This is a genomic window from Acinetobacter sp. 22323, from assembly GCF_052044895.1.
GTDB lineage: Bacteria > Pseudomonadota > Gammaproteobacteria > Pseudomonadales > Moraxellaceae > Acinetobacter > Acinetobacter schindleri.
Window position 1 is genome coordinate 156,959 of record NZ_JBQEOL010000003.1, and the last position, 24,373, is coordinate 181,331.

The window sequence follows — 24,373 nt, forward strand, 5'->3', positions numbered from 1 at the left end:
AAGTTTTAAATGAACCGGACCTGCGACCGATCCGGTGATAGAAAGCCCCGCCAAATGGCAGGGCTTTGGAAATTCAGCGCTATATTATAGATAAGAATCGAACATTGCGCTAATAGATTCTTCGTTGTTAATACGACGAATTGTTTCAGCAACCATGCTTGCTACTGAAACCTGGCGAATCTTACCAAGAGATAAAGCTTCTTCTGAAAGCGGAATGGTATCAGTTACAACCAATTCGTCGATTACAGAATTTTTAAGATTTTCAATCGCTTTACCAGACAGTACCGGGTGAGTTGCATAAGCCACCACTTTACGAGCACCAAAAGTTTTCAATGCATCAGCTGCTTTGCAAAGCGTACCCGCTGTATCCACCATGTCATCAACAATGACACAGTCACGATCTTTTACATCACCAATCAAATGCATCACTTGTGATTCATTCGCTTTTTGACGACGTTTATCGATGATTGCCAGGTCGATATCACCCATCTGTTTCGCAACAGCACGAGCACGTACTACACCCCCCACGTCAGGAGAAACAACCATCAGGTTATGATGCTGTTGTTGACGTAAGTCAGCAAGCAATGCTGGAGTACCGTAGATGTTGTCTACAGGGATATCGAAGAAGCCTTGGATTTGGTCAGCATGAAGGTCGATCATCACTACACGGTCAATACCCACAGTCGTCAGCATATCTGCAACAACTTTTGCGGTAATTGGTACACGGCTAGAACGAGGACGACGGTCTTGACGGGCATAACCGAAGTAAGGAATAACGGCGGTAATACGACCAGCACTTGCACGACGCAGCGCGTCAGCCATCACGAGGACTTCCATTAGGTTGTCGTTCGTTGGGGCACAAGTAGGTTGTACGATAAATACGTCTTTACCACGTACATTCTCAGTGATTTCTACAGCAATTTCACCATCAGAAAAGGTAGAAACAGATGCAGCACCTAGAGGAATATGTAAGTGACTTACGACTTTTTGAGCGAATTGTGGATGCGCGGTTCCACTAAAAACGACAAGATTGGGCATGAAGCACCCTTGGCGGTTGGTATGTATGGAAGTAGATGGCAGGGGTAGCTGGATTCGAACCAACGAATGCCGGGATCAAAACCCGGTGCCTTACCACTTGGCGATACCCCTAATGCGGCAGAACTTTAATATTTTTGCGCTATTGTGTCAAGGTAAATTAACACTCTTACTGCAAAACCATGTCCTGTCTTTTTTGAGAAAATGGCAGGGGCGGCTGGATTCGAACCAACGGATGGCGAGATCAAAACCCGCTGCCTTACCACTTGGCGACGCCCCTAATTTGATGACTGTAAGATGGCAGGGGCGGCTGGATTCGAACCAACGGATGGCGAGATCAAAACCCGCTGCCTTACCACTTGGCGACGCCCCTACTACAGTACATCTACAGGTGAAAAATGGCAGGGGTAGCTGGATTCGAACCAACGGATGGCGAGATCAAAACCCGCTGCCTTACCACTTGGCGATACCCCTAACAAACCTTAAAATGACGTAATGGTGATTCTTGTAAACTATTCACCAGGTAAGCTTTACATGGTGCATTTTCAAGAATGTTGGTTACATTCATCTTTTCAGTTACTTCGATAAACACGCAGGCACCTGTACCTGTAAGCTTTGCAACACCGAACTGGTCGAGATACTGCATTGCTTCATCGACTTCAGGATATAAGCTTCTTGCCAGTGGCTCAAAGTTATTTCCGAAATCAGATGGCGTTATCTGATAGGCGCAAAATTTAGAGCTCTTCGTGTCTCTTGTCAACGTTTTTTGTGAAAAAAGCAGTTGAGTGCTGATAAAACAGTCAGGTTTGAGCACAATGAACTGTTTTTGATCTAAGTCAATGAATGTTAAGTGTTCACCGATGCCTTCTGCCCATGCATTTCGGCCATAAACAAAAATCGGCACGTCGGCACCAAGCTTGACACCCAGTTCAGCTAACTGCTCAATTGTTAGCCCACAATCCCAAAGCTGGTTCACGACAATTAAAGTGGTGGCAGCATTCGATGAACCACCACCCAGTCCAGCACCCATCGGAATATTTTTTTCCAGACGGATTTTTAGACCCGAATAAGCTTTTGCATAAGGTTTAAGCACCTGAATCGCACGATAGATCAGGTTTTGTTCCAGATCGACAGATGCCAGCCCTTCAATCTGAATCTGTTTATCTGCAGTTTGCTCAAACTCCAGCCAGTCGCACAAATCAATCAGCTGAAAAATACTTTGCAGCTCATGATAACCATCTGGTCGGCGACCCGTAATGTGGAGAAACAAATTCAGTTTAGAAGGCGAGAGAACACGAATCATGGTTAAGTTTCAATCAAATGCATTAACGATTTTGAATCACCATTGTAATACGGTTTTCACCGCCATTCCCAAGTGTCTGTTTTAAAATCAGGCGGTTTGGCAGACGTGCCTGTGCTGCATAACTGAGATCCACGGTCCAGCCATCTTCAATAATTTGGCTGATGCGTTGAGTATCATCTTTTTGCAATTGGGCATTGCTGGTCGCAGGACGAGCCTGTACCCAATCGACCAGATGGGTAATCGGTGCCTGCCAGCCAGTTGCACGTTGCAGTAGCTCTTCTGGTGTAGCAGCTTTAATCAGACCTGTTTTGGCGCTATTCAACGAAACTTGACCAGGTTGGCCAGTGATCTGGGTTTTGCCTACGCCCAGAATACCCGTCAGTTCAATATCAAATTGTTCCTGCTGCTGTGCCCAGGTGAAGAAGGCACTGCCACTTTGTTGTGGGGTACGCACACCAATCTTGCCTTGGAGCTGGAATTCATTTTCAGCAGTTGGAATTGCCGATGTGGCAGGTTGTTTGGGTTGCGCGATCTGCTGACAACCGGTCAGAATCAAAGTGCCTGATGCAAGGAAGCAACAGGCCAGCTGGCTAAGCTTAGGCATAATAGAATTAACTCGTTTTCATCGGTGGTGATAACAATAACGAATGAAGCTGCTTTAATTCAGGATCATCCGGATAATTTTGTTGTAATTGTTTAAAGACTTGTTGGAATTGTTCAATATCACCGTTCATGTACAGTGAGCGAGCCAGTCGTACGCCAATTTTTGCGCTCGGATTCAGGTTGTAAGCTTTTTCCCAAGCTAGAGCAGCAGTAGCAAAGTCATTTTGCTGATAGCAGATAAAGCCGAAGGTATCTAAAATCGAGGCTTGCTCAGGAGCATATTCCAGTGCTTGCTCGACATAACGACGGGCTTCTTCCAGACGACGGTTCTGCATTGCCAGTGTATAGGCATAGGCATTCAAATAAGCTGGATTATTCGGTTCAATGTTCAATAAGCGTTTCAGCAACTGATCGAGCAGAAGACGATCCTGATGTGGATCTAACAATAGTACTTGAGCATAGACCAGTTCCGGATCATCTGGCAGATTGTTGCTGGCTTCCTCCAGTAGACGCAGGGCAGCTTTCTTGTTGTCCATCTTTTTTAAGATGTCCGCCTGAGCCAGATACAGAAAACTGGCATGTTGTGGATAATTAACTCGTTCCTGGGTCAGGAAGCGCAGGGCATCTGTCAGTTTTTCCTGCTTGCTGAAGATAGAGATCATGTTACGCCTGGAAACGGTATACAGGCTGCCATCCACCAGACGGTAATAGGCCTTGGCAGTTTCATAATGCTGCTTACGCTCGGCATTAATCGCCAAATAATAATAAGCTTCATTCTGATACTGATCTGAGTAGCGCAGTTCGACCAAATATTTTTCTGCTTTGTCGTACTCTTCAAGGTCAATACTGGTCAGGCCTGCAATAAATAAGGCCTCTTCATGCGTAGGCCATTTTTTTAGAATAGTTTCCAGTTTTTGCAGGGCTAATCTAGTTTCATTGAGCTTGATCAGGTATTTGACTTCAGCCAGGCGCACTTCGATATTGTTGCGGTTTTTGTTGCTGGCTTTTTCATACCATTTTAAGGTCTGTTCCTGGTCATCTAAGGCCTGTAACAGATTGGCCTTCAGCAGAATATAGCCCGTAGATCTGGGACGCTTCTTTAGAGCACGATTAATGGTCAGCAGTGCCTGTTCAAACTGACCATTCTGGGCTTCCAGTCCTGCGACCAGGACAAGAATAGAGGGGTTATTTTTGGCTTTGCTGGAACTGAGTGCCTGTATCAGATAATTTCGATCGTCAGTATCTGTTGGGACGATTCCTGCAAGAATTTCTTCCAGATCGGCACTGTCATCAATCTGTAGAATTTTATCTAGGGTTTCTGCTGCCAGTTCATATTCGTGGGCTTTTAAGGCGATATGCGCCAGATAGAACATTGCTGGGACATCTTGTGGTTCCTGAACTACCCAATGTGTCGAAATATCAAGGGCTGCACGCAGATCATCATGTTCCAAAGCAACATTCAAGGCACGCTGTTTTACTGTGGTGGAATTGCTCTTGATGGCCAGCACAGTATAGTTATGTAGTGCAGTTGGAATGTCATTAGAAGCTAAAGCAAACTCGGCGATCATACTCTGTTTTATTGCTTCATAATTTGGGTTGGCATGGTAAACTGTTCCTGCTGCCTGAAGCTGGGCAGTGGAAGCCATGCTACCCACAAGTAAGAATGTGGTAGAATATTGCTTAATTGTATGGCCGTGACCACGGCTGTTGATATATCGCAATTTTTTCTTGATCCAAGTAATGCTTTTTATGACACCGATGTTGCACAATAGCATAAATTTAGTGAAATGATGACCTGATATGTCTTTCTTTGCATTGGGTGTCAACCATCAAACTGCCTCTGTAGAACTTCGTGAACAAGTCGCTTTTAATCCTGAAAAATTAAGTGTCTTGCTTGCTGAACAAAGCCAGCACCCTGAGCTGAATGACATGGTGGTGGTGTCTACATGTAATCGAACTGAAATCTACGCGATGTCTGACAATGTCGACATGGTGCTGAACTGGCTCGCCCAAAAAAATGGGGTTGATGTCAAGCAGCTGCAAAACCATGTGTATCGCTATGAAAATGCTCAGGCAGTTACACATCTGATGCGTGTCGCCAGTGGTCTGGATTCACTGATGTTAGGTGAACCGCAGATTCTGGGACAGGTAAAAACCGCTTTATCCCTGGCTAAAGAAGCTCATACCGTTTCGCCAAACCTCAACCGTATATTTGAATATGCCTTCTATGCAGCCAAACGTGTGCGTTCGGAAACTGCAGTGGGGAGTCATGCTGTATCGATGGGGTATGCGGTGGCACAGCTGGCGATTCAGGTTTTTTCCAAGCCAGAAAAACTGACCGTCATGATTGTTGCCGCAGGTGAAATGAATAGCCTGGTGGCCAAGCATCTGGCGGAAATGGGTGTCGGTAAGGTCATTATCTGCAACCGTACCCGCGCACGTGCTGAAAGTCTGGCACAGGAAATCGCGCATCGTGTCGATGTTGAAATTATTGAATTTGATCAGCTGGCAGCGAACCTGCATCGTGCTGATGTCATTTCCAGTTGTACAGGTAGTCTGCATCAGGTGATCCATTTTGCTGATGTCAAAGCGGCATTAAAGAAACGCCGTTACCAGCAAATGCTACTGGTTGATCTGGCTGTACCGCGGGATATCGATGCCAAGGTTGAAAAGCTGGATGGAGTCTATCTCTATGGTGTCGATGACCTGCAAAGCGTGATTGAGGAAAACCTGGCACAGCGTCGTCAGGCGGCGGTTGAAGCGGAAGTAATGGTCAATCAGCTGGCAACTGAACTGGTTACCCAACAGAAAGTAAATCTGGCAGGTGACACTATTCATGCCTATCGTGATTATGGTGAACAGTTACGTGAAGAGGAACTGGCCCATGCCATGCAACGTATTGCCAAAGGTGATCTAGCTGTAGAGGTACTGGCAGATTTATCACATCGTCTGACTCAAAAGCTGCTGCATCCCACTTCGATCGTACTGCGTGAAGCCGCCAAGGCTGAAGACCCGAGCTGTTTTGAGATGGTACAGCATACCTTGCATGAGGTCATGCTAAAACGCCGTAAACCAAAGCACTAGATGTTTTCGATCCAATAAAAAATGGAGATCTACAGATCTCCATTACTCAACTTAAAATAAGAAAATTATTCTTCAAGCAGTGTCATCGTACGCTTCCGGTCAATCTCAAAAATCTGCAACTTCAGATTCTTCATTTCTTCAATACTGCTAAATTTCTTCGACTTAATCTTGTTTTTTAAACATTGATATTGCAGCTTGGTCGAGAAATCAGCTGCCAGCTTGTCTGCCTGTTCAGGAGAAGAGGTATAGTCGCTGACATTGGCATGTTGCAGGATGTGCTGTAATTCATGGTGATGTGCGGCACAGGCACCGAGTACATAATAAGTCGACAATTCTGGATCATCTGGTAGATCATCAAAAATCACATTCAGAATATTCAAGATCTTATAGAGCAATTGGTCCGGTGAAACCAAGGCACGCAATGGTTCAAAATGAATGTACAAATAGGGATGATTCAGCAAGATTGCAATTACATATTCTTCAGCATCAATCTTAGTACTAAAGCTTAAGCTTGCGTCATTATTAACCTTGGGTTGCCATTTGCGGTTAAAGCCCAGTTTTTCCCGGAAAAACTGTTGCAACAGATAGCGATAAGAACCTTGCTTTGGTAATAGCTCGGTTAGCTGACGCAACTCTGCCATGACCTGGCTTTTACCCTCAGGTGTGGTCACATCATGGTTTTGGGCCAGATGAGCAAATACAAAATCGGATAACAGCGGAGCCTGATCTAATAGACGGCGAAAGTTTTCAATGCCTTCTCGACGGATCAATGAATCTGGATCATGGTCATTTGGCAGTACAAAGAACTTCAGCTCACGACCATCATTGAGTAACGGCAGGGCAATCTCAAGTGTACGTCGTGCCGCTTTCTGACCGGCAGCATCACCGTCAAAGGCAATAGTAATACGATGATTCTGCTTGAACAGGATATTCAGATGTTCGGTATTACTGGCAGTCCCCAGTGTCGCCACAGCACCATGAATGCCATATTGTTGCAAGGCAATGACATCCATGTAGCCTTCGACCATCAGCCACTCTTGGGCTTTCTGCTTACGGCCCTCATACAGGCCATACAGCAACTGGTTCTTATGGAAAACTTCCGAATCCGGCGAGTTGATATATTTAGGCTTGATTTCATCATTGAGCGCACGGCCACCAAAGCCGACCACGCGACCTTTCGCATCTCGAATCGGGAAAATCACCCGGTCACGAAGCAGGTCGAAATCACGACCATTGTCGCTGGTACGAATCAAACCTAAGAGCTTGAGACCTTCAATATCCTGCGGGAAAGCTTTTTCCAGGTGCTGCCAGTCTTCCGGTGCATAACCGAGTCGCCAGTAAGCAATCGTTTCTGCGGTTAGACCACGCTGTTTAAAATATTGCTGGGCACTTGGACTGTTGGGTAATTGGCGCTCATAAAACTGCGCGATATTTTCCAGCAGGTCGTATAAGTTGCCATCCGCTTGTGCTTCTGCTGCAGGCATCTGCTCAAAAGCGGCAAAAGGATCATCCGTATAAAATTCGGCTTCAGGTACCTGAATTTCAGCAAATGGATCAAAATAAGCAGGTTGTTCGGATACTGGATTTGTAGATGTATCTGCAGTTTTTGCTGGTGGCGTAGCAACCGGTTTTGGTTTGGCTTCACGCTTATATTTAAGCTTGCTGGATTCCTGATTATCTTTAGGTAATTCAATGCCGGTCTGACTGGACAGGTCTTTCATCACTTCAATGAAATTACGGTTGCCAATGTCCATTAAAAAACGGATGGCATTCCCATTGGCCTGACAGCCGAAACAGTGGAAATACTGCTTGTCACGGTAAACGTGGAAAGAAGGCGATTTTTCCTGATGGAAAGGGCAACAGCCCGAATAGGTACGGCCAGTTTTTTTTAATTTCACGAATTGACCAATCACATCGACAATGTCGGTGCGATCGAGAATCTGATCAATCGTATGCTGAGGAATGGCCATGGTTTGCTAAGCTTCTCGTGCTGCGTTTATAAGGTGTAAATCATTGAAAAATTAAGAGTAGGAATTAAGCCGGCTCTATATAAATTCCTTTGTATACCTTTTGCACGATTTGTTCAAGCGCTGCTCAGAAATGGCAAAAGGGCAAGTATGATACCTTGCCCTTTGCAAAATTGCACCTGTAACAGTCGGCTTATTCAGCAGTCGGCTCAGGCTGTTCAGTTTCCGTGTTTTTAGGACGATCTAACAAACCAAATGACATGCGATTGGTCAGGCTGCGGTCCTGTTTTGGTTCCGGAATATTGTCAGAACCTGAGTAGGTACGCGCTTCTTTACCGAAGATCCCTAAGGTTGCACGGTTAAAGAAACTGCCTTCACTACGTGCTGCACGCAGGTTTACGGTACCATCGGCATTCACCAGATTTGGATAGTTCAGTTTCAGCACTTCGATATATTGCTGTGAAGTCGCTTTATCACCGAGCTTGTCATAGCCGTAGGCAATGGTCGCCAGAGCTTCCGGAGTTTGTGGCACTTGTGGGTAGTGTTCAATCACCCATTGCGCACGTTCAACAGCCGCAAGGTAGGCTTTACGCTTGATATTAAAACGCGCCGCATTCATTTCGTGCTCAGCCAGTTCCTGACCAATAAACTTCATACGTTGAGCAGCATCAACTGCATATTCGCTTGAAGGATAGCGACGAATGAAATCGACGAAGTTCTGATAAGCCACTTTCAGATAGCTGACATCGCGGTGTGACTGTTTCAGTTTGGTATAGCGCAGCAGACCGTTATAGTTCTGCTCCATGTTGGCTACACCACGCACATAGTAGGCATAGTCCACATTTGGATGTTGTGGATTCAGGCGGATGAAGCGTTCAGCCAATGCTACTGCACCTTCAAAATCCTTTTGCTGGAATTTGACATAGATCAGATCCAGTTGCGCCTGAGCTGCATACTGACTGGTAGGGAAATAGGTTTCCAGACCTTCAAGCTGACGTGCAGCGTCACTATATTGCTGACGATCAAGCGCTTTTTGTGCTTTTTGAATATAAACCTGTTCGCTGGCTTCAGGGCCTTTATCCACGACGTCTTTTTTTGTTGGATTACTGCTACAGCCTACCATTGCCGATGCAACGCCTAACGTAATTGCAAGCATTGTCATTTTATAATGTGGTAGCGACATAAAAATTCCTCTGTTAATACGGGCAATGAGCTACAATTGCACTATTAAACCACTTTTGTCTGAATGAGCAAATGAGTCAAGCACAATCTTCCAATTCTAATTTCCCTGAAACTGATTTTAATTTACTTGAAGATTCTGAGGATGCAGATAACCATACTTCAGACACAACTGCAACACGTTTAGCGTTGCAATTTCAAGTGGATGAAACCTATCTGGGCCAGCGTATCGATCAGGTTGCCGCGATCGTATGGAGCGATTTTTCCCGCGAAAAGCTGAAACAGTGGATCAAAGACGGTAATTTATTGGTCAATGGCCAGCCTGTAAAGCCTAAATATAAATGTGATGGTTTTGAAACGCTTACATTAAATGTCGAGCTTGAGGCACAGACCCGCAGCCTTCCTGAAAATATTCCACTGGACATCGTCTATGAAGATGATGACATTATTGTGGTCAACAAACCAGTTGGCATGGTCGTGCATCCGGGTGCAGGCAATAGTTCTGGTACTTTGGTGAATGCGTTATTGCATCATTATCCAAAATCAGCAGAACTGGCGCGTGCCGGTCTGGTGCACCGTATCGATAAAGATACCTCGGGTTTACTAGTGGTTGCGAAAAATCTTGAAGCGCAATTCTCTTTAAGCCGTCAGCTTGAGAAAAAATCGGTATACCGCGTTTATGATCTGGTTGTATATGGCAACATCATTGCCGGTGGTACCATTGATGAGCCAATCAAACGTCATCCGGTAGATCGTGTCAAAATGACCGTACTTCCAGGTGGCAAGGATGCAGTCACGCATTACAATGTGAAAGAACGCTTCCAGCACTTTACCCGTGTTCAAGCGCGTCTGGAAACTGGTCGTACCCATCAGATCCGTGTGCACTTTAGCTATATCGGTTATGGTCTGGTAGGTGATCAGGTGTATATGCCGCGTGTGCGTATGCCAGCTAGTGCTTCACAGTTGCTTGAAGATACCTTGCGTGGCTTTAAGCGTCAGGCACTACATGCTGCGACTTTAGGTCTGAAACATCCACGGACCAAAGAAGAAATGACCTTTAATGCGCCGTGGCCAGAAGATTTCACCAATCTGGTTGAAGTACTGCGCAGCGAAAACAAGGCTTATTAATTTCTTCATTTCCAGCATTGGTCATTAAAAGGAAAGAGACATGCAATTTGTACAAGGTTTGCCTCAAGGCGTTTATGTAGGGCAGACCCGTGTTCATCATGAACAGGTACAGCCATCGGAGCAGCCAGAATTGGCGGGCTTTAATCTGGCATTGCATGTCAATGACAATCCGGCGCGTGTGCAAAAACATCGCATCCAGTTGCTAAAAGACTTCCAGCCTTTTGGCGTGGATAAAATCACCTGGATGACCCAAACCCATAGCACGATTTGTCATACCATCAATGAGCAGATGCCATTTGAGGCGCTAATCGGTGATGGTCTGGTCACGCAGCGCAAAGCGCACGCCTTGATGATGATGACCGCAGACTGTTTACCTGTGGTACTGGGAAATGCAGATGGCACAGAAGTTGCCAATTTACATGCAGGCTGGCGCGGGCTGGCAGGGGGGATTGTGGAAAATACAATTACTGCCATGCAGACTCCGCCGACTTGGGCATGGCTCGGTGCGGCGATTAGTCAGCCGTGTTTTGAAATTGGCGCAGAAGTAAAAGCAGCTTTCTGTTCCAAATATCCTGAACTGGACAGTGCATTTCAGGCAGGAGAGCAGGCAGGCAAGCACTATGCCGATCTGTATGCAATCGCCCGTTATATCCTGAATCAGCATGGTATCAAAACTGTGCTGGGTGGTGATCAGTGCTCTTACCGTCAGGCAGATGAATACTTCTCTTATCGCCGTGAAGCCAAGACCGGACGTATGGCAACATTCGTGTTTATGGCTTGAAAATGTTAAACTTGACTGAAATTCTTGGTTTTTAAGTATTATGTCCCTATCTTCCCAATCTGTTGCGATTGTTTATCACAGTCCTTATGGACACACGGCTAAAGTGGCAAATTTCATTGCCGATGGTGCACGGGAAACTGGTGTTCAGGTGCATATGATGAATGTCGAACATATAGATTGGGAGGTGCTGGACGCCGCAGATGCCATTATTTTTGGCTGTCCAACTTATATGGGTAGTCTAACCTCTGCGATGAAGCTGTTTATGGAGCAGTCGTCCAAGCGCTGGCTGGCACGTAGCTGGCAAGGCAAGCTGGCAGCAGCCTTTACCAATGGTGGTGGCTTAAGTGGGGACAAGCTGGCTGTCTTGCAGCAGATTAACCTGTTTGCGATGCAGCACGGCATGTTATGGGCAGGTTTGCCATTAATGCCAACTGGGCGTGGCGTAACTGACCTGAATCGTATGTCCAGCTTTTTAGGTTTGATGACTCAATCGGATAATGCACCTGTTGAAGTAACCCCACCTGAAGGGGATTTAAAAACTGCGCTGTGGTTCGGTGAATATATTGCCTTGACGCTGGCCCGTATGAATCTGAAGGCTTAATTGGATTCATAAAAAAACCTCCATTACATGGAGGTTTTTTTATAGGCATTATGTAACCATTAGCGATGGAAAATTCGCGCTTTGTCGCGTTGCCAGTCACGGTCTTTCTCAGTTGCACGCTTGTCATGCAGCTGTTTACCTTTTACCAACGCAATTTCCAGCTTGGCATGTGGACCTTTCCAGTAGCAAGCCAGTGGTACGCATGAATAACCCTTCTGGTTAATTGCACCCAGAAGTTTTTCAATTTCACGGCGATTCAGCAACAGTTTACGGGTACGCGTCGCTTCAGGTACTACATGGGTAGACGCACTCAATAGTGGCTGAATCTGGGCACCAAACAGGAAAGCTTCACCGTTTTTAAAGGTGATATAGCTCTCCACGATGGTCATACGACCAGCACGCAAGGATTTTACTTCCCAGCCTTGTAAGGAAAGTCCAGCTTCAAATTTTTCTTCAATAAAATAATCGTGACGGGCACGTTTGTTTAGCGCAATCGTTCCGCCGTTATTTTTTTTAACTACAATACTTGCTTTCGCCATAATCTGATACTTCCAAACTTGCTGCTATTGTACCGCAACTTTAATTGAGTTGAAGTTTTTAAATTGATGGAGTTTCTTCGCCAAAAAATCAAGATTTTGTTAAAATGGAAAACTTACACAATAAACAGAGTAAAAATGGATGACTAAAACTCGTGTAATTTATCCGGGGACCTTTGATCCGATCACTAATGGCCATATTGACCTGGTGACCCGTGCAGCAAAGATGTTTGATGAAGTGGTGGTTGCAATTGCGATTGGACATCACAAGAATCCGGTATTTAGTCTAGAAGAGCGAGTTGAGCTGGCCCAAGCGTCGTTGAGCCATTTGAACAATGTTGAATTTGTAGGATTTGACGGCCTGCTTGTGAATTTCTTCCGTGAGCAGAATGCTACAGCAGTCCTGCGTGGTCTGCGTGCAGTGTCAGATTTTGAGTATGAATTTCAGTTGGCCAATATGAACCGTCAGCTGGATTCACATTTTGAAGCGGTATTTTTAACCCCTTCAGAACAGTATTCCTTTATTTCATCCACTCTGGTGCGTGAAATTGCCCGCTTGCGAGGGGACGTAACCAAGTTTGTTCCGCCAAACGTGGTTGCTGCCTTCGAGCGTAAACTTCAACAAGGTTGGTAGCGTGTCTTTATATATCACCGATGAATGCATCAACTGTGATGTCTGTGAACCTGTATGCCCGAATGAGGCGATTTTTATGGGGGAACTCATTTACGAGATCAATCCTGATCTATGTACCGAGTGCGTCGGGCATCATGATAAACCGCAGTGTCAGTTATTCTGTCCTGTAGACTGTATCCCGCTGGATCCGAACCATGCAGAGACGCAGGAACAACTTCAGGCCAAGTATGCAAAACTGACTGCTCAAAAAACATCAAGCAATTAGTTGCCAGATTTGATACTATGCGGCTCGAAGTGAGCCAGACGATCGCTGCTGTGGAGATCTCCGTGATTGAAGCAGGGGAGGAAAGTCCGGGCTTCATAGGGCAAGGTGCCAGGTAACGCCTGGGCGGCGTGAGCCGACGGAAAGTGCAGCAGAGAGTAGACCGCCTTCATTATGGTTCTGAGCAATCGGAATCGGAGGTAAGGGTGAAAGGGTGTGGTAAGAGCGCACCGCATGACTGGTAACAGTTCATGGCATGGTAAACCCCACCGGAAGCAAGACCAAATAGGGATCCTTTAGGCATGGCCCATGCTGGATCCGGGTAGGTCGCTTGAGCGTATGAGTGATTGTACGCCTAGAGGAATGATCGTTCTCGACAGAACCCGGCTTATCGGCTCACTTCACCAAATTTTGATCAATCAGTGCATTATGGGGTTGACGTTTTTTTTAGAAAAACTCATAATGCGCGCACAGTTTAAGGCTATGTAGCTCAGTTGGTTAGAGCACCGCACTCATAATGCGGGGGTCACAAGTTCAAGTCTCGTCATAGCCACCATATTCTGAAAAAACCCACTCCGATTGAGTGGGTTTTTTTATGGCTGATGTTTTGTGGCTTCATTGGTTAAAAATATAAAAAGCCTTACAATAGTTAAAATAAAACAAATAACAAGAATATGTATGATGATTAAAAATTTAATGCTATCAACTCTGATTTTCTTTATTGCTTTACCTGTTTTTGCTGCAGATTCAATTAAGTCACTTCCTTTTAAAGAAAAAAGTATTTCCAAAGCAGAAATACGATCAATTTGTCAGCAAATAAAACTTAGTTGTGATGAGAGTGGTGCAAAACTTTGGGTAGTTAAAATTGCTGAAGCTGAAAAATATTATTTAATTAATGAAAATTTACAAATGATTCAGCTTTCAAAACATCTTGGAAAGTATCAAATCGTTGATTATTGGGATCTAACTAGGTATCAACAGGTTTATGCGCTTGAAGAGAATGAGATCAGTGAAGAGTTTATATATCCTGCCCTATACCCGTTGAATCGGAATAGTTATGCGGTTGCTTTAGTGTTTAGTTCATCTACAAGCTATGCAGGCGGAGGTCGAAGCGAGCAGATTGCACAATTTATTCAATTATTGCCTAAAGGAAAAGCACACCGGGTTCTTGAAGACATACCTTTTTATTCTTATGAGCGAATTAAAGCGTGCTTTGGTGAGCAGGACTATAAGAGATCCTCTTCACACTGTCATGATGAACACTACACCGTACTCTCAATTAATTATCAGGATATTGGGAAACCCTACTATCAATGGGATCTAACTTATACTGAAACCGATTGGCCTGCAGATAAGGCAAGGAAAAAGGTACGGAAGAGAACGGTGGTCGTTACCCCTTATCGCTAAGTGATTTGAAATAATTAATCAGTGATACCACATCATCTGTCTGCAACTGTTCACGCATCTTTAAAAACTGCTTTTCATCTAAGTCATAAAGCTTTAGTGAAAGCAGTTTTTCTATATCTTCTTCAGGGAAACGATATTTAATAATTTTCGCAGGTACGCCACCGACAACAGCATAAGGTGGCACATCTTTCGTTACTACAGCACCTGTTGCCACCACAGCACCTTCGCCAAGCGTTACACCTTGCATGATCATGGCACGAGAGCCAATCCAGCAACCATCACCAATGACAGTATCGCCAGCAGGTACAAAACTGCGTGTATCGAATGGAAACGCTGAAATCCAGTCGGTACGGTGTAACTGGTTACCACCCATCATAATTACGCATTCCGCGCCAAAACAGACGAAATTACCGATATAAAGCTGGTCGATCGGCTTCTCTGGCGTAGCAGGCTTGTCATGTAGATAACGCACCACACAACGCTCGAAACCTTGATCCCAATAGGCTGAGTAATAACTGTAATTGCCCTTGATATGAATATTCGGATTCTTCACAGTTTTCGAGATGAATTCGAACTCGCACCAATGGTTCACAGGGGAATTAATCAACTTTTCAGCCATAACCGGGATACAAAAATTAAGGAATACGCCATTATAGCGAATTGATCTTTAAGCTGGAGAACAATCCCATTCAATAACTGGCCTGATCAGGATTAAGTTTTATATGGCCTTAGCGGATTGAGGAATACGGGCAATGACTTTAATTTCGAAGTCAAAACCTGCCAACCAGGCCACGCCCACAGCTGTCCAGTTCGGATAAGGTTTTTGATTAAACACATGCTGCTTAACTTTCATGATGCTTTCAAATTGCTGTTCAGGATCGGTGTGAAAAGTTGTGACATCGACAATATCATCGAAAGTACAGTCAGCTGCAGCCAATGTAGCAGCCAAGTTTTCAAAGGCTCGTTCTACCTGTTTCTCAAAGTTAGGTTCAGGACTACCATCTTCACGGCTACCAACCTGACCAGAAACAAATAATAAATCTTCTGATTTGATCGCAGCAGAATAACCATGCTGTTCATACAAAGCATGGCGATCTTGGGGAAATATGGCAGTTCTAGTCATGATAATTCTCGCTCATTATTTAATTTATACGTATTTTAGAAAGCAGTTCAAATTTTCGCATACGCTTCGTATGTCAATTAAAATTTTCACAATACTGATGGAAATAACATATGTCTGTACGTGAACAAAAAATGGCGGAAACCCGCAAAAAGCTCATAGAAGTCGCACGTCGTGCATTTGCTGAATATGGTTATGCGGACACTTCCATGGATAAGCTCACGGCAGAAGCGGGGCTAACCCGGGGGGCGCTATACCATCATTTTGGAGATAAAAAAGGTTTGTTTGCCGCCGTGGTCGATCAGATTGATTCAGAAATGGCTTCATCCGCCCAGCAACATCTGGAGCAGCCTGATGATCTTTGGGAAGGATTGATGCTAGAAGGGCGGACCTATATTCAAAATGCCTTGAATCCGGAATTCCAGCGCATTGTACTGCGTGACGGGCCGGCTGTGCTGGGTGATCCAGCGCATTGGCCAAGTCAAAATAAATGCCTGCAATCAACACGTGAATGTGTAGAACAGTTACTGGCTGAGGGCCGATTAAAACCAGTCGATGCGCTTGCTGCTGCGGTCTTGCTAAATGGTGCAGCAATGAATGCAGCACTGTGGGTGGCATCCAGCGGTGATCCTGCACAGGTTTTACCTCAGGCTTTACAGGCATTTGAAGCATTGGCTTCTGGTTTCTTAAAATAAAACCGATAGAAATTTTCAGGCTCAATAAAAAACCCCTCAAGCGAGGGGTCTTACAGCCTAAAAATATCTAAATAAAAAATTAGATATATTCAACTTTGGAAATTTCGTATTCCACTTCACCTTGTGGTGTCACGATTTTCACTTCGTCGCCTTCGTTTTTACCTAAAAGTCCACGCGCGATCGGAGAGTTCACAGAGATCTTGTTGATCTTAAAGTCTGCTTCGTCATCACCCACAATTTTGTAAGTTTTTTGTTCTTCAGTGTCCAGATTTTCAATGGTCACTGTCACGCCAAATACAACACGACCGTTTTGTTCCAGTGCTTTAACATCAATCACCTGGCAAGCACCAAGTTTACCTTCGATGTCCTGAATACGACCTTCACAGAAGCCCTGTTGTTCACGTGCAGCATGATACTCTGCATTTTCCTTTAGATCTCCATGTTCACGTGCTTCAGCAATTGCGGCTGTAATACGCGGGCGATCAACAGTTTTTAGCTGATGTAATTCTTTTTCCAAGGCAAGTTTGCCTTCAGGAGTCATAGGATAACGTTGCATAGTTGTCCCTCAAAATTAGGTATGTAAGTAAAATACAAAGTGTATAAATGAAAAAAAGCCCGCCACCGAGAAGGTGGCGGGACTTCTCAGTAACGAATTAACCTACTGTTAAATCTTGCAAACGATATACATCCATCGGCAATTTAATCGCTAAAGCTTGGCATACTGCGTCCGCACCATTCAAGGTAGTTGTGTTATACACTTTACCTTGAAGCGCTGAACGACGGATCGAGAATGAATCTTCCTGCGCTTTTTTACCTTCAGTCGTATTGATTACAAGGTGGATTTCGCCGTTTTTGATACGGTCCACAATGTTTGGACGACCTTCAGTTACTTTGTTTACGCGTTCACATTCAAGACCAGCTTCGCTAATCACTTTAAATGTACCATCAGTTGCAAGAATCTTGAAGCCTAGGTCAATCAATTGTTTCGCAATACCTGCTGCACGAGGTTTATCTGAGTCACGTACAGAAATGAATGCGTGTTTCACTTCACCTTCTGTCGGAAGACCAGGTAGACGTTCGTTCGCACCTAAAACAGCTTTATAGAATGCTTCACCAAATGTTTTACCAACGCCCATGACTTCGCCTGTAGATTTCATCTCAGGACCAAGGATCGGGTCAACGCCAGGGAATTTGTTGAATGGGAACACTGCTTCTTTTACAGAGAAGTGTTCAGGGATAATCTCTGAAGTGAATCCTTGAGATTCTAGAGATTGACCCGCCATACAACGTGCAGCCACTTTCGCTAAAGATTCGCCGATACACTTAGAAACGAACGGCACAGTACGTGATGCACGTGGGTTCACTTCCAGAATGTAAACGTCTTCGCCTTTAACCGCAAACTGAACGTTCATTAGACCAATTACGCCAAGTTCTTTTGCCATTGCAATTGTTTGACGACGCATTTCGTCCTGAATCTCTTTAGACAGAGAATAAGGAGGAATCGAACATGCTGAGTCACCAGAGTGAATACCTGCTTGTTCAATATGCTGCATGATGCCGCCAATCACAACGTCTTTACCATCAGAGACACAGTCTACGTCAACTTCGATTGCATCATCCAGGAAACGGTCAAGCAGAACAGGCGCTTCGTTTGATGCTTGAACTGCATCACGTAGGTAGCGTTTAAGTTCTTCATCGTTATAAACGATTTCCATCGCACGGCCACCAAGGACGTAAGATGGACGTACCACAAGTGGATAGCCTACTTTAGACGCTTCAGCCATACCTTCTTCAGCAGATTTTACGATGCTGTTGTTTGGTTGACGAAGTTGCAGACGTTGAATCATTTGCTGGAAGCGTTCACGGTCTTCTGCGCGGTCAATCGCATCAGGAGATGTACCGATAATTGGCGCACCCGCTTCTTCTAAAGCACGAGCCAGTTTCAAAGGTGTTTGACCACCATACTGAACGATAATGCCTTTTGGCTTCTCGATACGTACGATTTCAAGCACATCTTCAAGTGTAATTGGTTCGAAGTACAAACGGTCAGATGTGTCGTAATCCGTAGAAACAGTTTCAGGGTTACAGTTCACCATGATGGTTTCATAGCCGTCTTCACGCATTGCAAGGGCAGCGTGTACACAGCAGTAATCGAATTCGATACCTTGACCGATACGGTTAGGGCCGCCACCAATCACCATGATCTTGTCACGAGTCGATGGATTTGCTTCACATTCTTCATCGTAAGTTGAATACATGTAAGCTGTATCAGATTCGAATTCTGCAGCACAGGTATCCACACGTTTGTAAACTGGCGTTACGCCCAGGTTCCAACGGTGTTTACGGAATTGTTTTTGTGAAATACCCATCAAGTTCGCAATGCGAAGATCTGATAAACCTTTACGTTTGAACCCACGGATATTGTCCGCATTCAAGTCACCAAAACCTAAAGTTTTGATCTGGTTTTCAGTTTTGATGATGTCTTCGATTTGGATCAAGAACCAACGGTCGATGTTCGTCGCAGCAAAGACTTCATCAAGCGTGAAGCCGTGACGGAATGCATCGCCCACGTACCAGATACGCTCAGGACCTGGAACTTTAAGCTCTTGTAAAATTTTCTCACGCGCACCTTCAGTACCCGCTTCGATTTTCTCATCAAAGCCAGAAGCGCCCACTTCAAGACCACGAAGTGCTTTTTGCATAGACTCTTGGAAGTTACGACCAATGGCCATCACCTCACCTACAGATTTCATCTGAGTCGTCAAAGTTGCGTCAGCTTGTGGGAATTTCTCAAAGTTGAAACGAGGAATCTTGGTAACTACATAGTCAATTGCAGGTTCGAATGATGCAGGTGTTGTACCGCCAGTAATGTCATTTTTCAGTTCATCAAGCGTATAACCCACAGCCAGTTTCGCAGCGATTTTAGCAATCGGGAAACCAGTTGCTTTAGACGCAAGCGCAGATGAACGAGAAACACGCGGGTTCATCTCGATCACAACCATACGGCCATCTTTCGGGTTAATACCGAACTGAACGTTAGAACCGCCTGTTTCTACACCAATTTCACGAAGTACAGCTAGAGAAGCGTTACGTAGTAACTGGAATTCTTTATCTGTAAGGGTTTGAGCAGGCGCAACAGTGATCGAGTCACCTGTGTGCACGCCCATTGGGTCGAAGTTTTCAATGGTACATACAATGATACAGTTGTCGTTTTTGTCACGAACAACTTCCATTTCGTACTCTTTCCAACCAATGAGTGATTCATCGATCAATAACTGTTTGGTTGGAGAAAGATCGAAACCGCGTTCACAGATTTCAATGAATTCTTCTTTGTTGTATGCGATACCGCCGCCTGAACCACCCATGGTGAATGATGGACGGATAATCACAGGGAAACCGAAGCGCGCTTGAATTTCTAAAGCTTCTTCCATTGATTCGGCAATGTCTGCTTTTGGACATTCAAGACCAATTTTACGCATTGCCTGGTCGAACAGTTTACGGTCTTCAGCTTTTTCAATCGCTTCTTTGGTCGCACCGATCAGTTCAACATTGAATTTTTCTAAAATGCCGTGCTCATCAAGGGCAAGGGCACAGTTCAATGCAGTTTGACCACCCATTGTAGGAAGAACTGCGTCTGGGCGTTCTTTCTCAATGATTGCTGCAACAGTCTGCCAGGTAATCGGTTCGATATACGTTGCATCTGCCATTGCAGGGTCAGTCATAATGGTTGCCGGGTTAGAGTTCACCAAAATAACACGGTAGCCTTCTTCACGAAGCGCTTTACACGCTTGTGCGCCTGAATAGTCAAACTCACACGCCTGACCAATCACAATAGGACCAGCACCGATAATTAAGATGCTTTTAATGTCTGTACGTTTAGCCATGATGCTTCCTTAATTACTTCTTAGATGCTTCGATAAGTTCGATGAAATGATCGAACAATGGTGCGCAGTCATGTGGACCAGGGCTTGCTTCAGGGTGACCCTGGAAGCTGAACGCAGGTTTGTCTGTGCGATGAATACCTTGGTTAGTACCATCAAACAGTGAGCGATGAGTCACACGCAATACCGCAGGCAAGGTGCTTTCATCCACTGCGAAGCCGTGGTTTTGAGAAGTAATCATCACTGTACCAGTTTCAATGTTCTGTACAGGATGGTTGGCACCGTGATGGCCGTGAGGCATTTTCACAGTCTTGGCACCGCTTGCAAGCGCAAGAATCTGATGACCTAGGCAAATCCCGAATACAGGAATATTGCGGGCATCTTCTACAATTGTTTTTACAGCTTCAATTGCGTAGTCACATGCAGCTGGATCGCCAGGGCCGTTCGACAAGAACACGCCATCTGGATTCAGTGCAAGTACGTCAGCAGCAGGAGTTTGCGCAGGCACAACGGTCAATTTACAACCGCGATCTGCAAGCATACGTAAGATGTTGGTTTTGACACCGTAATCGTATGCAACAACATGGAATTTAAATTCTGGTTGAGCGAAGCCTTTACCTAAAGTCCATGAACCTTCAGTCCATTCAAAACCTTCAGGATCACAGCATTCTTTTGCAAGGTCTAAACCATTCAGACCACCGAATGCGCGTGCTTTTTCAAGTGCTTCTTCTTCAGTGATGTTTTCGCCTGCAAGGATACAACCGTTTTGTGCACCTTTATCACGCAAAATTCGAGTTAATCGTCGCGTGTCGATGTCAGCAATAGCCACTACATTGTGCTGTTCTAGATATTCACCTAGGGATTGTTCAGCACGGAAGTTACTGTGTAATAAAGGAAGGTCACGGATAATTAAACCGTTTGCCCATACTTTATGAATACGACCTGATTCTGCGTCTTCTTCGTTGCAACCCGTATTACCAATATGTGGGTAAGTTAAAGTTACAAGCTGCTGTGCATAACTTGGATCAGTCAAAATTTCTTGATAGCCAGTCATGGCAGTGTTGAAAACGACTTCACCAGTCGTACAACCCGATGCGCCAATTGAAGTACCTTTAAAGATAGTTCCGTCGGCAAGGGCTAAAATTGCTGGGGTGCTCAAACCAAAGCTCCTGAAATTTAGGCTGTAAAAAAGCGAGTAGACGAAAAAAAAGGAAGGTTAATTTTTAAACCTACCCTCCTATGTCTGCTCGCTTGAACTTAACACGGCATTATACGCAGAACCACCCCCCAAGTCCAATAGCTTTGCTGCAAAACTATGAGATAAATGGCTTGCTTTTTGCTTGAAAGTCTGTTTCGTGATCAATGTTGAAAAATGTAACCATTTAATAATTGTCAGACAAATCAAGTCTTAAATTTTATCGAATTTACTAATATGAAAGCGTCAAAACATAACTAAAGGCAAAAGACATGGCTACCCCAACTAAAACTACAACATCTAAAAAAAATCTGAATGTCGTTGTCACTGAAACTGCCGAGCAGCTTGAAAAAGCAGCAATAGAGGCGAAAGAGCAGGCAGTGGAAACGCTTGGCGAAAGCAAAGAAAATATTGAAGCTGAAGTAAAAAAACTGAGCAATACTGTAACTGATCAGCTAACCCAGTTTAAACAGGATTTACTGCAGCGCATCGATACCCTGAAAGAGCAGTTGTTTGGCTCACAAAAAGAGTTGAATGAACTGACCAGCTTCATTAAAACCGAATTTAATGCGGTCATTGATGATCTATCAAAACTCGGTAAAGAATTAAAAGAAGATGTCACCCAGATTTCGACCAAGCATAAGGATCATCTGGCAGATACCCTAAAACGCTCTAAAGACAGTACGATTGAAGTTTTGAAAAAAGTTAAACCCGTCGTTGTAAAAGGAGAAACCGAAGAAAAAGAAACTGATCTAAAAAGTTAAACAAGCAACAAAACAAAAAAAGCAGCCGAAGGGGAGCATCTATGTTCTCCTTTCGTATTAGACGCAACACTGACTCATAAAACAAAAATAGGGGGTCATGATGCAACATCATCTTATAGCGGCAATATTGCTACTTGCCTTGATCATGGTTTTAAATCTTGAAACCTGGAAAAGCCGTCTAGCCTATCTTGCCATGGTAATACTGAGTTTTAGCTATTTCAGTGTTTTACAGGCCGCAGTTTCCATTATTGCGATTACTATGATTCTGATTTTTTACGCTGCTGTGACAGCAGTACAGAGAAATGCAAGACTACATCACTAATCCACTTACCCTGAACTTCAGGCAAAATAAAAAACGTGAGACCGATGAGCCTCACGTTTTTATATTTTTATCATTTGTGTATTACAGGAGAGTATTTACATCCTAGAACACATGTAACCAGTCACGCTTGTTATGAAAGTCTGCCTGTGGACTGCTGTGCTGCATGGCATAGTATTGATCGCCTTGAGGGGTTTTCAATACAGCAGACAAGCCAAGGAACAGATCAGTCCATTTTAGCTTGTTCAGGGCCATGAAATCGGTTAGATCCAGGCTGACATTGAGTCCATAATGGGTACGCTTGAGCTGATTCAGGTCGATATCATAAGCCGCTTGTGGCGGCATTTCTTCTGGATAACGGTATTCTTCAAACTGATAGGCTTGCCAAGCCTGAGAAGGAGAGAGATTGATTTCGCGATAAAAATCTTCGTCCTTTACCCCAATAAAAATTTCAAAACACGTCTGTTCCCAGAGAAAGTCCTGACGGGGGTGTGCTGCGACCAGTTCTGGCCAAAGCACATACTGGTTCGGATCGCGTAGCCAAAAACCCACATTCAATGTGGATGGGCCTTGCTGTTCAATCGCGCCGACCAGCGAGATCGCCTGAAAACGACGATCGAATGCATTCAGTTCGTAACTAGCCATAGATCCTGAACTTAGTTAGACAAGTGCGCAAAGCGAACAAGGTTAGACAGTTTTTGGTTCTGTTTCGGCGCTTTTTTGTAAAGCAACGCGATTTTACCAATGGTTTGTACGATTTCAGCACCTGTTGCTTCAACGATCTCAGTAATGAGAACAGCACGTGCTTCACGATCTTCAGCCACAACTTTCACTTTAATCAGTTCGTGGTCGTTCAGCGCACGCTCAAGTTCTTCGATCACATTTTCAGTCAGGCCTTTGTCACCAAGCATTACCACCGGGTTTAATGCATGTCCGATTTGACGTAAACGTTTACGTTCCTGAATAGATAAAGACGCCATGAGAGATAACCTGATTTTTAAAACGGCTTAGTATAGCAAAAGCAAAAAACAAACGCTTTATATTCTCAGGAAATAATCGGTGCCATCACATAAAAAATCCAACCAACTGTCTTCGATTTAGATACAGATCAATACTGCAAATCATGTGTTTTTCACGTACAATTAATAATTGGAAGTTTTTTTTATTTAGAGAGTTATGGCAACACGCATTACCAACCAGAAGTTATCCAAAAGTAGTCGTGCGTGGATGAGAGAGCATCTCGATGACTTTTATGTGAAGAAAGCGCAAAAAGAAGGTTATCGGGCACGTGCAGCGTATAAACTTCTTGAGATTCAAGAAAAATACGGCATTATCAAACCAGGTATGACGGTTGTCGATCTGGGCGCAGCGCCAGGAAGCTGGTCGCAAATTGCTGGTAAACTGGTCGGTTCTAAAGGTCTGGTGATCGCATCGGATATCCTGGAAATGGATGCACTGCCAGATGTGACCTTCCTGCAAGGTGACTTCCGTGAGCAGGAAGTGTTCGATAAATTGTTAAATATTTTAGATGGACGTACGGTAGACGTTGTAATTTCCGATATGGCCCCCAATACATCAGGTAATAAGGCTGTAGATCAACCGCGTCAGATCTATCTCTGTGAACTGGCCCTTGACTTTGCCACCAAGGTTTTAGGTCCTAAAGGTCAGTTTATTGTTAAAGTCTTCCAGGGCACTGGCTTTGATGAATTCCGTAAGGAAGTTGTTAATAGTTTTGATGTTCTGAAAACGGTAAAACCTGCTGCATCGCGTGCTCGCTCGAAAGAAGTCTTTCTGGTGGGGCAGGGGCGCAAGAAGGCTTCGAAATAAAGTCTACTTGCCAACACGCTAAAAATTGTGCATTTTGTACGTTTTTAATAAT

The 24,373-nt window shown here is 44.5% G+C and carries 25 protein-coding genes, 5 tRNA genes and 1 other RNA gene; 13 read left to right on the forward strand and 18 right to left on the reverse strand.

The genetic code is table 11. The features are described 5' to 3' along the window. Window positions 1-84: 84 nt before the first annotated feature. From ACTJIX_RS03190 to ACTJIX_RS03225, 8 genes are all read right to left on the reverse strand, one after another. Window positions 85-1,038, reverse strand: coding sequence for a ribose-phosphate pyrophosphokinase (locus ACTJIX_RS03190; RefSeq protein ID WP_048882398.1), 954 nt, complete (start codon window positions 1,036-1,038; stop codon window positions 85-87). Window positions 1,039-1,074: 36 nt separating this feature from the next. Then, window positions 1,075-1,149, reverse strand: a tRNA-Gln gene (locus ACTJIX_RS03195). Between the two features lie 91 nt (window positions 1,150-1,240). Continuing rightward, window positions 1,241-1,315 (reverse strand) — tRNA-Gln (locus tag ACTJIX_RS03200). 18 nt (window positions 1,316-1,333) lie between these two features. Next, a tRNA-Gln gene (locus ACTJIX_RS03205) sits at window positions 1,334-1,408 on the reverse strand. A gap of 26 nt (window positions 1,409-1,434) precedes the next feature. Beyond that, window positions 1,435-1,509 (reverse strand) — tRNA-Gln (locus ACTJIX_RS03210). Then, window positions 1,508-2,338, reverse strand: a complete 831-nt coding sequence (ispE, locus tag ACTJIX_RS03215) for a 4-(cytidine 5'-diphospho)-2-C-methyl-D-erythritol kinase (RefSeq protein ID WP_312051447.1) — start codon at window positions 2,336-2,338, stop codon at window positions 1,508-1,510. Before ispE ends, ACTJIX_RS03210 begins: the two co-directional genes overlap by 2 nt. A 22-nt stretch (window positions 2,339-2,360) precedes the next feature. Continuing rightward, the gene (gene lolB / locus ACTJIX_RS03220; protein WP_004891964.1) at window positions 2,361-2,942 is read right to left on the reverse strand and encodes a lipoprotein insertase outer membrane protein LolB; all 582 of its coding nucleotides are present in this window, start codon (window positions 2,940-2,942) and stop codon (window positions 2,361-2,363) included. A 7-nt stretch (window positions 2,943-2,949) separates the two neighbouring features. After that, the gene (locus tag ACTJIX_RS03225) at window positions 2,950-4,662 is read right to left on the reverse strand and encodes a tetratricopeptide repeat protein (RefSeq protein ID WP_034425016.1); all 1,713 of its coding nucleotides are present in this window, start codon (window positions 4,660-4,662) and stop codon (window positions 2,950-2,952) included. Between the two features lie 79 nt (window positions 4,663-4,741). Between ACTJIX_RS03225 and hemA the strand changes: the two genes are divergently transcribed. Continuing rightward, a complete protein-coding gene (hemA, locus tag ACTJIX_RS03230; protein WP_103799682.1) occupies window positions 4,742-6,025 on the forward strand; it encodes a glutamyl-tRNA reductase in 1,284 nt (427 codons plus the stop codon). A gap of 65 nt (window positions 6,026-6,090) precedes the next feature. Here the strand turns inward: hemA and ACTJIX_RS03235 are convergent, their stop codons facing one another. After that, on the reverse strand, window positions 6,091-7,995 hold the full coding sequence (locus ACTJIX_RS03235; protein ID WP_008307613.1) for a DNA primase: 1,905 nt from the start codon (window positions 7,993-7,995) through the stop codon (window positions 6,091-6,093). Between the two features lie 190 nt (window positions 7,996-8,185). Further along, entirely contained in the window at window positions 8,186-9,175 is a 990-nt protein-coding gene (locus tag ACTJIX_RS03240; RefSeq protein WP_440611165.1) for an outer membrane protein assembly factor BamD, read from the reverse strand. A gap of 71 nt (window positions 9,176-9,246) precedes the next feature. On the opposite strand from ACTJIX_RS03240, the gene rluD reads away from it, so the two are divergent. The 3 genes from rluD to ACTJIX_RS03255 are packed head-to-tail and all read left to right on the forward strand — an operon-like array spanning window position 9,247 to window position 11,681. Beyond that, on the forward strand, window positions 9,247-10,299 hold the full coding sequence (rluD, locus tag ACTJIX_RS03245) for a 23S rRNA pseudouridine(1911/1915/1917) synthase RluD (RefSeq protein ID WP_076753965.1): 1,053 nt from the start codon (window positions 9,247-9,249) through the stop codon (window positions 10,297-10,299). Between the two features lie 40 nt (window positions 10,300-10,339). Next, window positions 10,340-11,080 (forward strand): peptidoglycan editing factor PgeF, encoded by a 741-nt coding sequence (gene pgeF, locus ACTJIX_RS03250; protein ID WP_076753963.1) that lies wholly within the window; start codon window positions 10,340-10,342, stop codon window positions 11,078-11,080. A gap of 40 nt (window positions 11,081-11,120) precedes the next feature. After that, window positions 11,121-11,681 (forward strand): flavodoxin family protein, encoded by a 561-nt coding sequence (locus ACTJIX_RS03255; protein WP_076753961.1) that lies wholly within the window; start codon window positions 11,121-11,123, stop codon window positions 11,679-11,681. A 59-nt stretch (window positions 11,682-11,740) separates the two neighbouring features. Here the strand turns inward: ACTJIX_RS03255 and smpB are convergent, their stop codons facing one another. Further along, window positions 11,741-12,220 (reverse strand): SsrA-binding protein SmpB, encoded by a 480-nt coding sequence (gene smpB / locus ACTJIX_RS03260; protein WP_048882403.1) that lies wholly within the window; start codon window positions 12,218-12,220, stop codon window positions 11,741-11,743. A gap of 139 nt (window positions 12,221-12,359) precedes the next feature. Between smpB and coaD the strand changes: the two genes are divergently transcribed. From coaD to ACTJIX_RS03285, 5 genes are all read left to right on the forward strand, one after another. Next, window positions 12,360-12,851: a pantetheine-phosphate adenylyltransferase gene (gene coaD / locus ACTJIX_RS03265; protein WP_004814921.1), complete on the forward strand. Its 492-nt coding sequence runs from the start codon at window positions 12,360-12,362 to the stop codon at window positions 12,849-12,851. 1 nt (window position 12,852) lies between these two features. Further along, complete coding sequence (locus tag ACTJIX_RS03270) at window positions 12,853-13,116, forward strand: YfhL family 4Fe-4S dicluster ferredoxin (RefSeq protein WP_076753959.1); 264 nt, start codon at window positions 12,853-12,855, stop codon at window positions 13,114-13,116. Window positions 13,117-13,142: 26 nt separating this feature from the next. Continuing rightward, an RNA gene (gene rnpB / locus ACTJIX_RS03275) (RNase P RNA component class A) lies at window positions 13,143-13,520 on the forward strand. 72 nt (window positions 13,521-13,592) lie between these two features. After that, window positions 13,593-13,669, forward strand: a tRNA-Met gene (locus ACTJIX_RS03280). A 53-nt stretch (window positions 13,670-13,722) separates the two neighbouring features. Then, window positions 13,723-14,520 (forward strand): hypothetical protein, encoded by a 798-nt coding sequence (locus tag ACTJIX_RS03285; RefSeq protein ID WP_440611166.1) that lies wholly within the window; start codon window positions 13,723-13,725, stop codon window positions 14,518-14,520. Here the strand turns inward: ACTJIX_RS03285 and ACTJIX_RS03290 are convergent. Further along, the gene (locus ACTJIX_RS03290; RefSeq protein WP_440611167.1) at window positions 14,504-15,139 is read right to left on the reverse strand and encodes a CatB-related O-acetyltransferase; all 636 of its coding nucleotides are present in this window, start codon (window positions 15,137-15,139) and stop codon (window positions 14,504-14,506) included. The genes ACTJIX_RS03285 and ACTJIX_RS03290 overlap by 17 nt on opposite strands. Before the next feature lie 99 nt (window positions 15,140-15,238). Beyond that, complete coding sequence (locus ACTJIX_RS03295; protein WP_440611168.1) at window positions 15,239-15,643, reverse strand: RidA family protein; 405 nt, start codon at window positions 15,641-15,643, stop codon at window positions 15,239-15,241. A gap of 110 nt (window positions 15,644-15,753) precedes the next feature. On the opposite strand from ACTJIX_RS03295, the gene ACTJIX_RS03300 reads away from it, so the two are divergent. After that, window positions 15,754-16,335, forward strand: coding sequence for a TetR/AcrR family transcriptional regulator (locus ACTJIX_RS03300; protein ID WP_440611169.1), 582 nt, complete (start codon window positions 15,754-15,756; stop codon window positions 16,333-16,335). Window positions 16,336-16,414: 79 nt separating this feature from the next. Here ACTJIX_RS03300 and greA read toward each other — a convergent pair whose 3' ends face one another. The 3 genes from greA to carA form a co-directional block, all read right to left on the reverse strand. Further along, window positions 16,415-16,891, reverse strand: a complete 477-nt coding sequence (greA, locus tag ACTJIX_RS03305) for a transcription elongation factor GreA (protein ID WP_005222895.1) — start codon at window positions 16,889-16,891, stop codon at window positions 16,415-16,417. A 97-nt stretch (window positions 16,892-16,988) separates the two neighbouring features. Next, window positions 16,989-20,219 (reverse strand): carbamoyl-phosphate synthase large subunit, encoded by a 3,231-nt coding sequence (gene carB, locus ACTJIX_RS03310; protein WP_163165326.1) that lies wholly within the window; start codon window positions 20,217-20,219, stop codon window positions 16,989-16,991. Window positions 20,220-20,232: 13 nt separating this feature from the next. Continuing rightward, the gene (carA, locus tag ACTJIX_RS03315) at window positions 20,233-21,375 is read right to left on the reverse strand and encodes a glutamine-hydrolyzing carbamoyl-phosphate synthase small subunit (RefSeq protein ID WP_004814933.1); all 1,143 of its coding nucleotides are present in this window, start codon (window positions 21,373-21,375) and stop codon (window positions 20,233-20,235) included. Between the two features lie 308 nt (window positions 21,376-21,683). On the opposite strand from carA, the gene ACTJIX_RS03320 reads away from it, so the two are divergent. Beyond that, complete coding sequence (locus ACTJIX_RS03320; protein WP_286834185.1) at window positions 21,684-22,175, forward strand: hypothetical protein; 492 nt, start codon at window positions 21,684-21,686, stop codon at window positions 22,173-22,175. 100 nt (window positions 22,176-22,275) lie between these two features. After that, window positions 22,276-22,497: a hypothetical protein gene (locus ACTJIX_RS03325; protein ID WP_004892004.1), complete on the forward strand. Its 222-nt coding sequence runs from the start codon at window positions 22,276-22,278 to the stop codon at window positions 22,495-22,497. Window positions 22,498-22,599: 102 nt separating this feature from the next. On the opposite strand, the gene ACTJIX_RS03330 is transcribed toward ACTJIX_RS03325, so the two are convergent. Both ACTJIX_RS03330 and yhbY read right to left on the reverse strand, forming a co-directional pair. Continuing rightward, entirely contained in the window at window positions 22,600-23,139 is a 540-nt protein-coding gene (locus tag ACTJIX_RS03330) for a DOMON-like domain-containing protein (protein ID WP_440611170.1), read from the reverse strand. Between the two features lie 11 nt (window positions 23,140-23,150). Further along, entirely contained in the window at window positions 23,151-23,474 is a 324-nt protein-coding gene (yhbY, locus tag ACTJIX_RS03335; protein WP_004814942.1) for a ribosome assembly RNA-binding protein YhbY, read from the reverse strand. Between the two features lie 196 nt (window positions 23,475-23,670). Between yhbY and rlmE the strand changes: the two genes are divergently transcribed. Next, window positions 23,671-24,321, forward strand: a complete 651-nt coding sequence (gene rlmE, locus ACTJIX_RS03340; RefSeq protein WP_308912186.1) for a 23S rRNA (uridine(2552)-2'-O)-methyltransferase RlmE — start codon at window positions 23,671-23,673, stop codon at window positions 24,319-24,321. The last annotated feature ends 52 nt before the right edge of the window (window positions 24,322-24,373 follow it).

Bases quoted from the DNA above. Each gene is read 5' to 3' on its own strand.
- ACTJIX_RS03190 (WP_048882398.1), bottom strand. From the start codon at position 1,038: ATGCCCAATCTTGTCGTTTTTAGTGGAACCGCGCATCCACAATTCGCT.
- hemA (WP_103799682.1), top strand. From the start codon at position 4,742: ATGTCTTTCTTTGCATTGGGTGTCAACCATCAAACTGCCTCTGTAGAA.
- yhbY (WP_004814942.1), bottom strand. From the start codon at position 23,474: ATGGCGTCTTTATCTATTCAGGAACGTAAACGTTTACGTCAAATCGGA.
- greA (WP_005222895.1), bottom strand. From the start codon at position 16,891: ATGCAACGTTATCCTATGACTCCTGAAGGCAAACTTGCCTTGGAAAAA.
- ispE (WP_312051447.1), bottom strand. From the start codon at position 2,338: ATGATTCGTGTTCTCTCGCCTTCTAAACTGAATTTGTTTCTCCACATT.
- ACTJIX_RS03300 (WP_440611169.1), top strand. From the start codon at position 15,754: ATGTCTGTACGTGAACAAAAAATGGCGGAAACCCGCAAAAAGCTCATA.
- coaD (WP_004814921.1), top strand. From the start codon at position 12,360: ATGACTAAAACTCGTGTAATTTATCCGGGGACCTTTGATCCGATCACT.
- lolB (WP_004891964.1), bottom strand. From the start codon at position 2,942: ATGCCTAAGCTTAGCCAGCTGGCCTGTTGCTTCCTTGCATCAGGCACT.
- smpB (WP_048882403.1), bottom strand. From the start codon at position 12,220: ATGGCGAAAGCAAGTATTGTAGTTAAAAAAAATAACGGCGGAACGATT.
- ACTJIX_RS03290 (WP_440611167.1), bottom strand. From the start codon at position 15,139: ATGGCTGAAAAGTTGATTAATTCCCCTGTGAACCATTGGTGCGAGTTC.
- ACTJIX_RS03330 (WP_440611170.1), bottom strand. From the start codon at position 23,139: ATGGCTAGTTACGAACTGAATGCATTCGATCGTCGTTTTCAGGCGATC.
- carB (WP_163165326.1), bottom strand. From the start codon at position 20,219: ATGGCTAAACGTACAGACATTAAAAGCATCTTAATTATCGGTGCTGGT.
- ACTJIX_RS03255 (WP_076753961.1), top strand. From the start codon at position 11,121: ATGTCCCTATCTTCCCAATCTGTTGCGATTGTTTATCACAGTCCTTAT.
- ACTJIX_RS03240 (WP_440611165.1), bottom strand. From the start codon at position 9,175: ATGTCGCTACCACATTATAAAATGACAATGCTTGCAATTACGTTAGGC.
- rlmE (WP_308912186.1), top strand. From the start codon at position 23,671: ATGGCAACACGCATTACCAACCAGAAGTTATCCAAAAGTAGTCGTGCG.
- ACTJIX_RS03295 (WP_440611168.1), bottom strand. From the start codon at position 15,643: ATGACTAGAACTGCCATATTTCCCCAAGATCGCCATGCTTTGTATGAA.
- ACTJIX_RS03325 (WP_004892004.1), top strand. From the start codon at position 22,276: ATGCAACATCATCTTATAGCGGCAATATTGCTACTTGCCTTGATCATG.
- rluD (WP_076753965.1), top strand. From the start codon at position 9,247: ATGAGTCAAGCACAATCTTCCAATTCTAATTTCCCTGAAACTGATTTT.
- ACTJIX_RS03320 (WP_286834185.1), top strand. From the start codon at position 21,684: ATGGCTACCCCAACTAAAACTACAACATCTAAAAAAAATCTGAATGTC.
- pgeF (WP_076753963.1), top strand. From the start codon at position 10,340: ATGCAATTTGTACAAGGTTTGCCTCAAGGCGTTTATGTAGGGCAGACC.
- ACTJIX_RS03235 (WP_008307613.1), bottom strand. From the start codon at position 7,995: ATGGCCATTCCTCAGCATACGATTGATCAGATTCTCGATCGCACCGAC.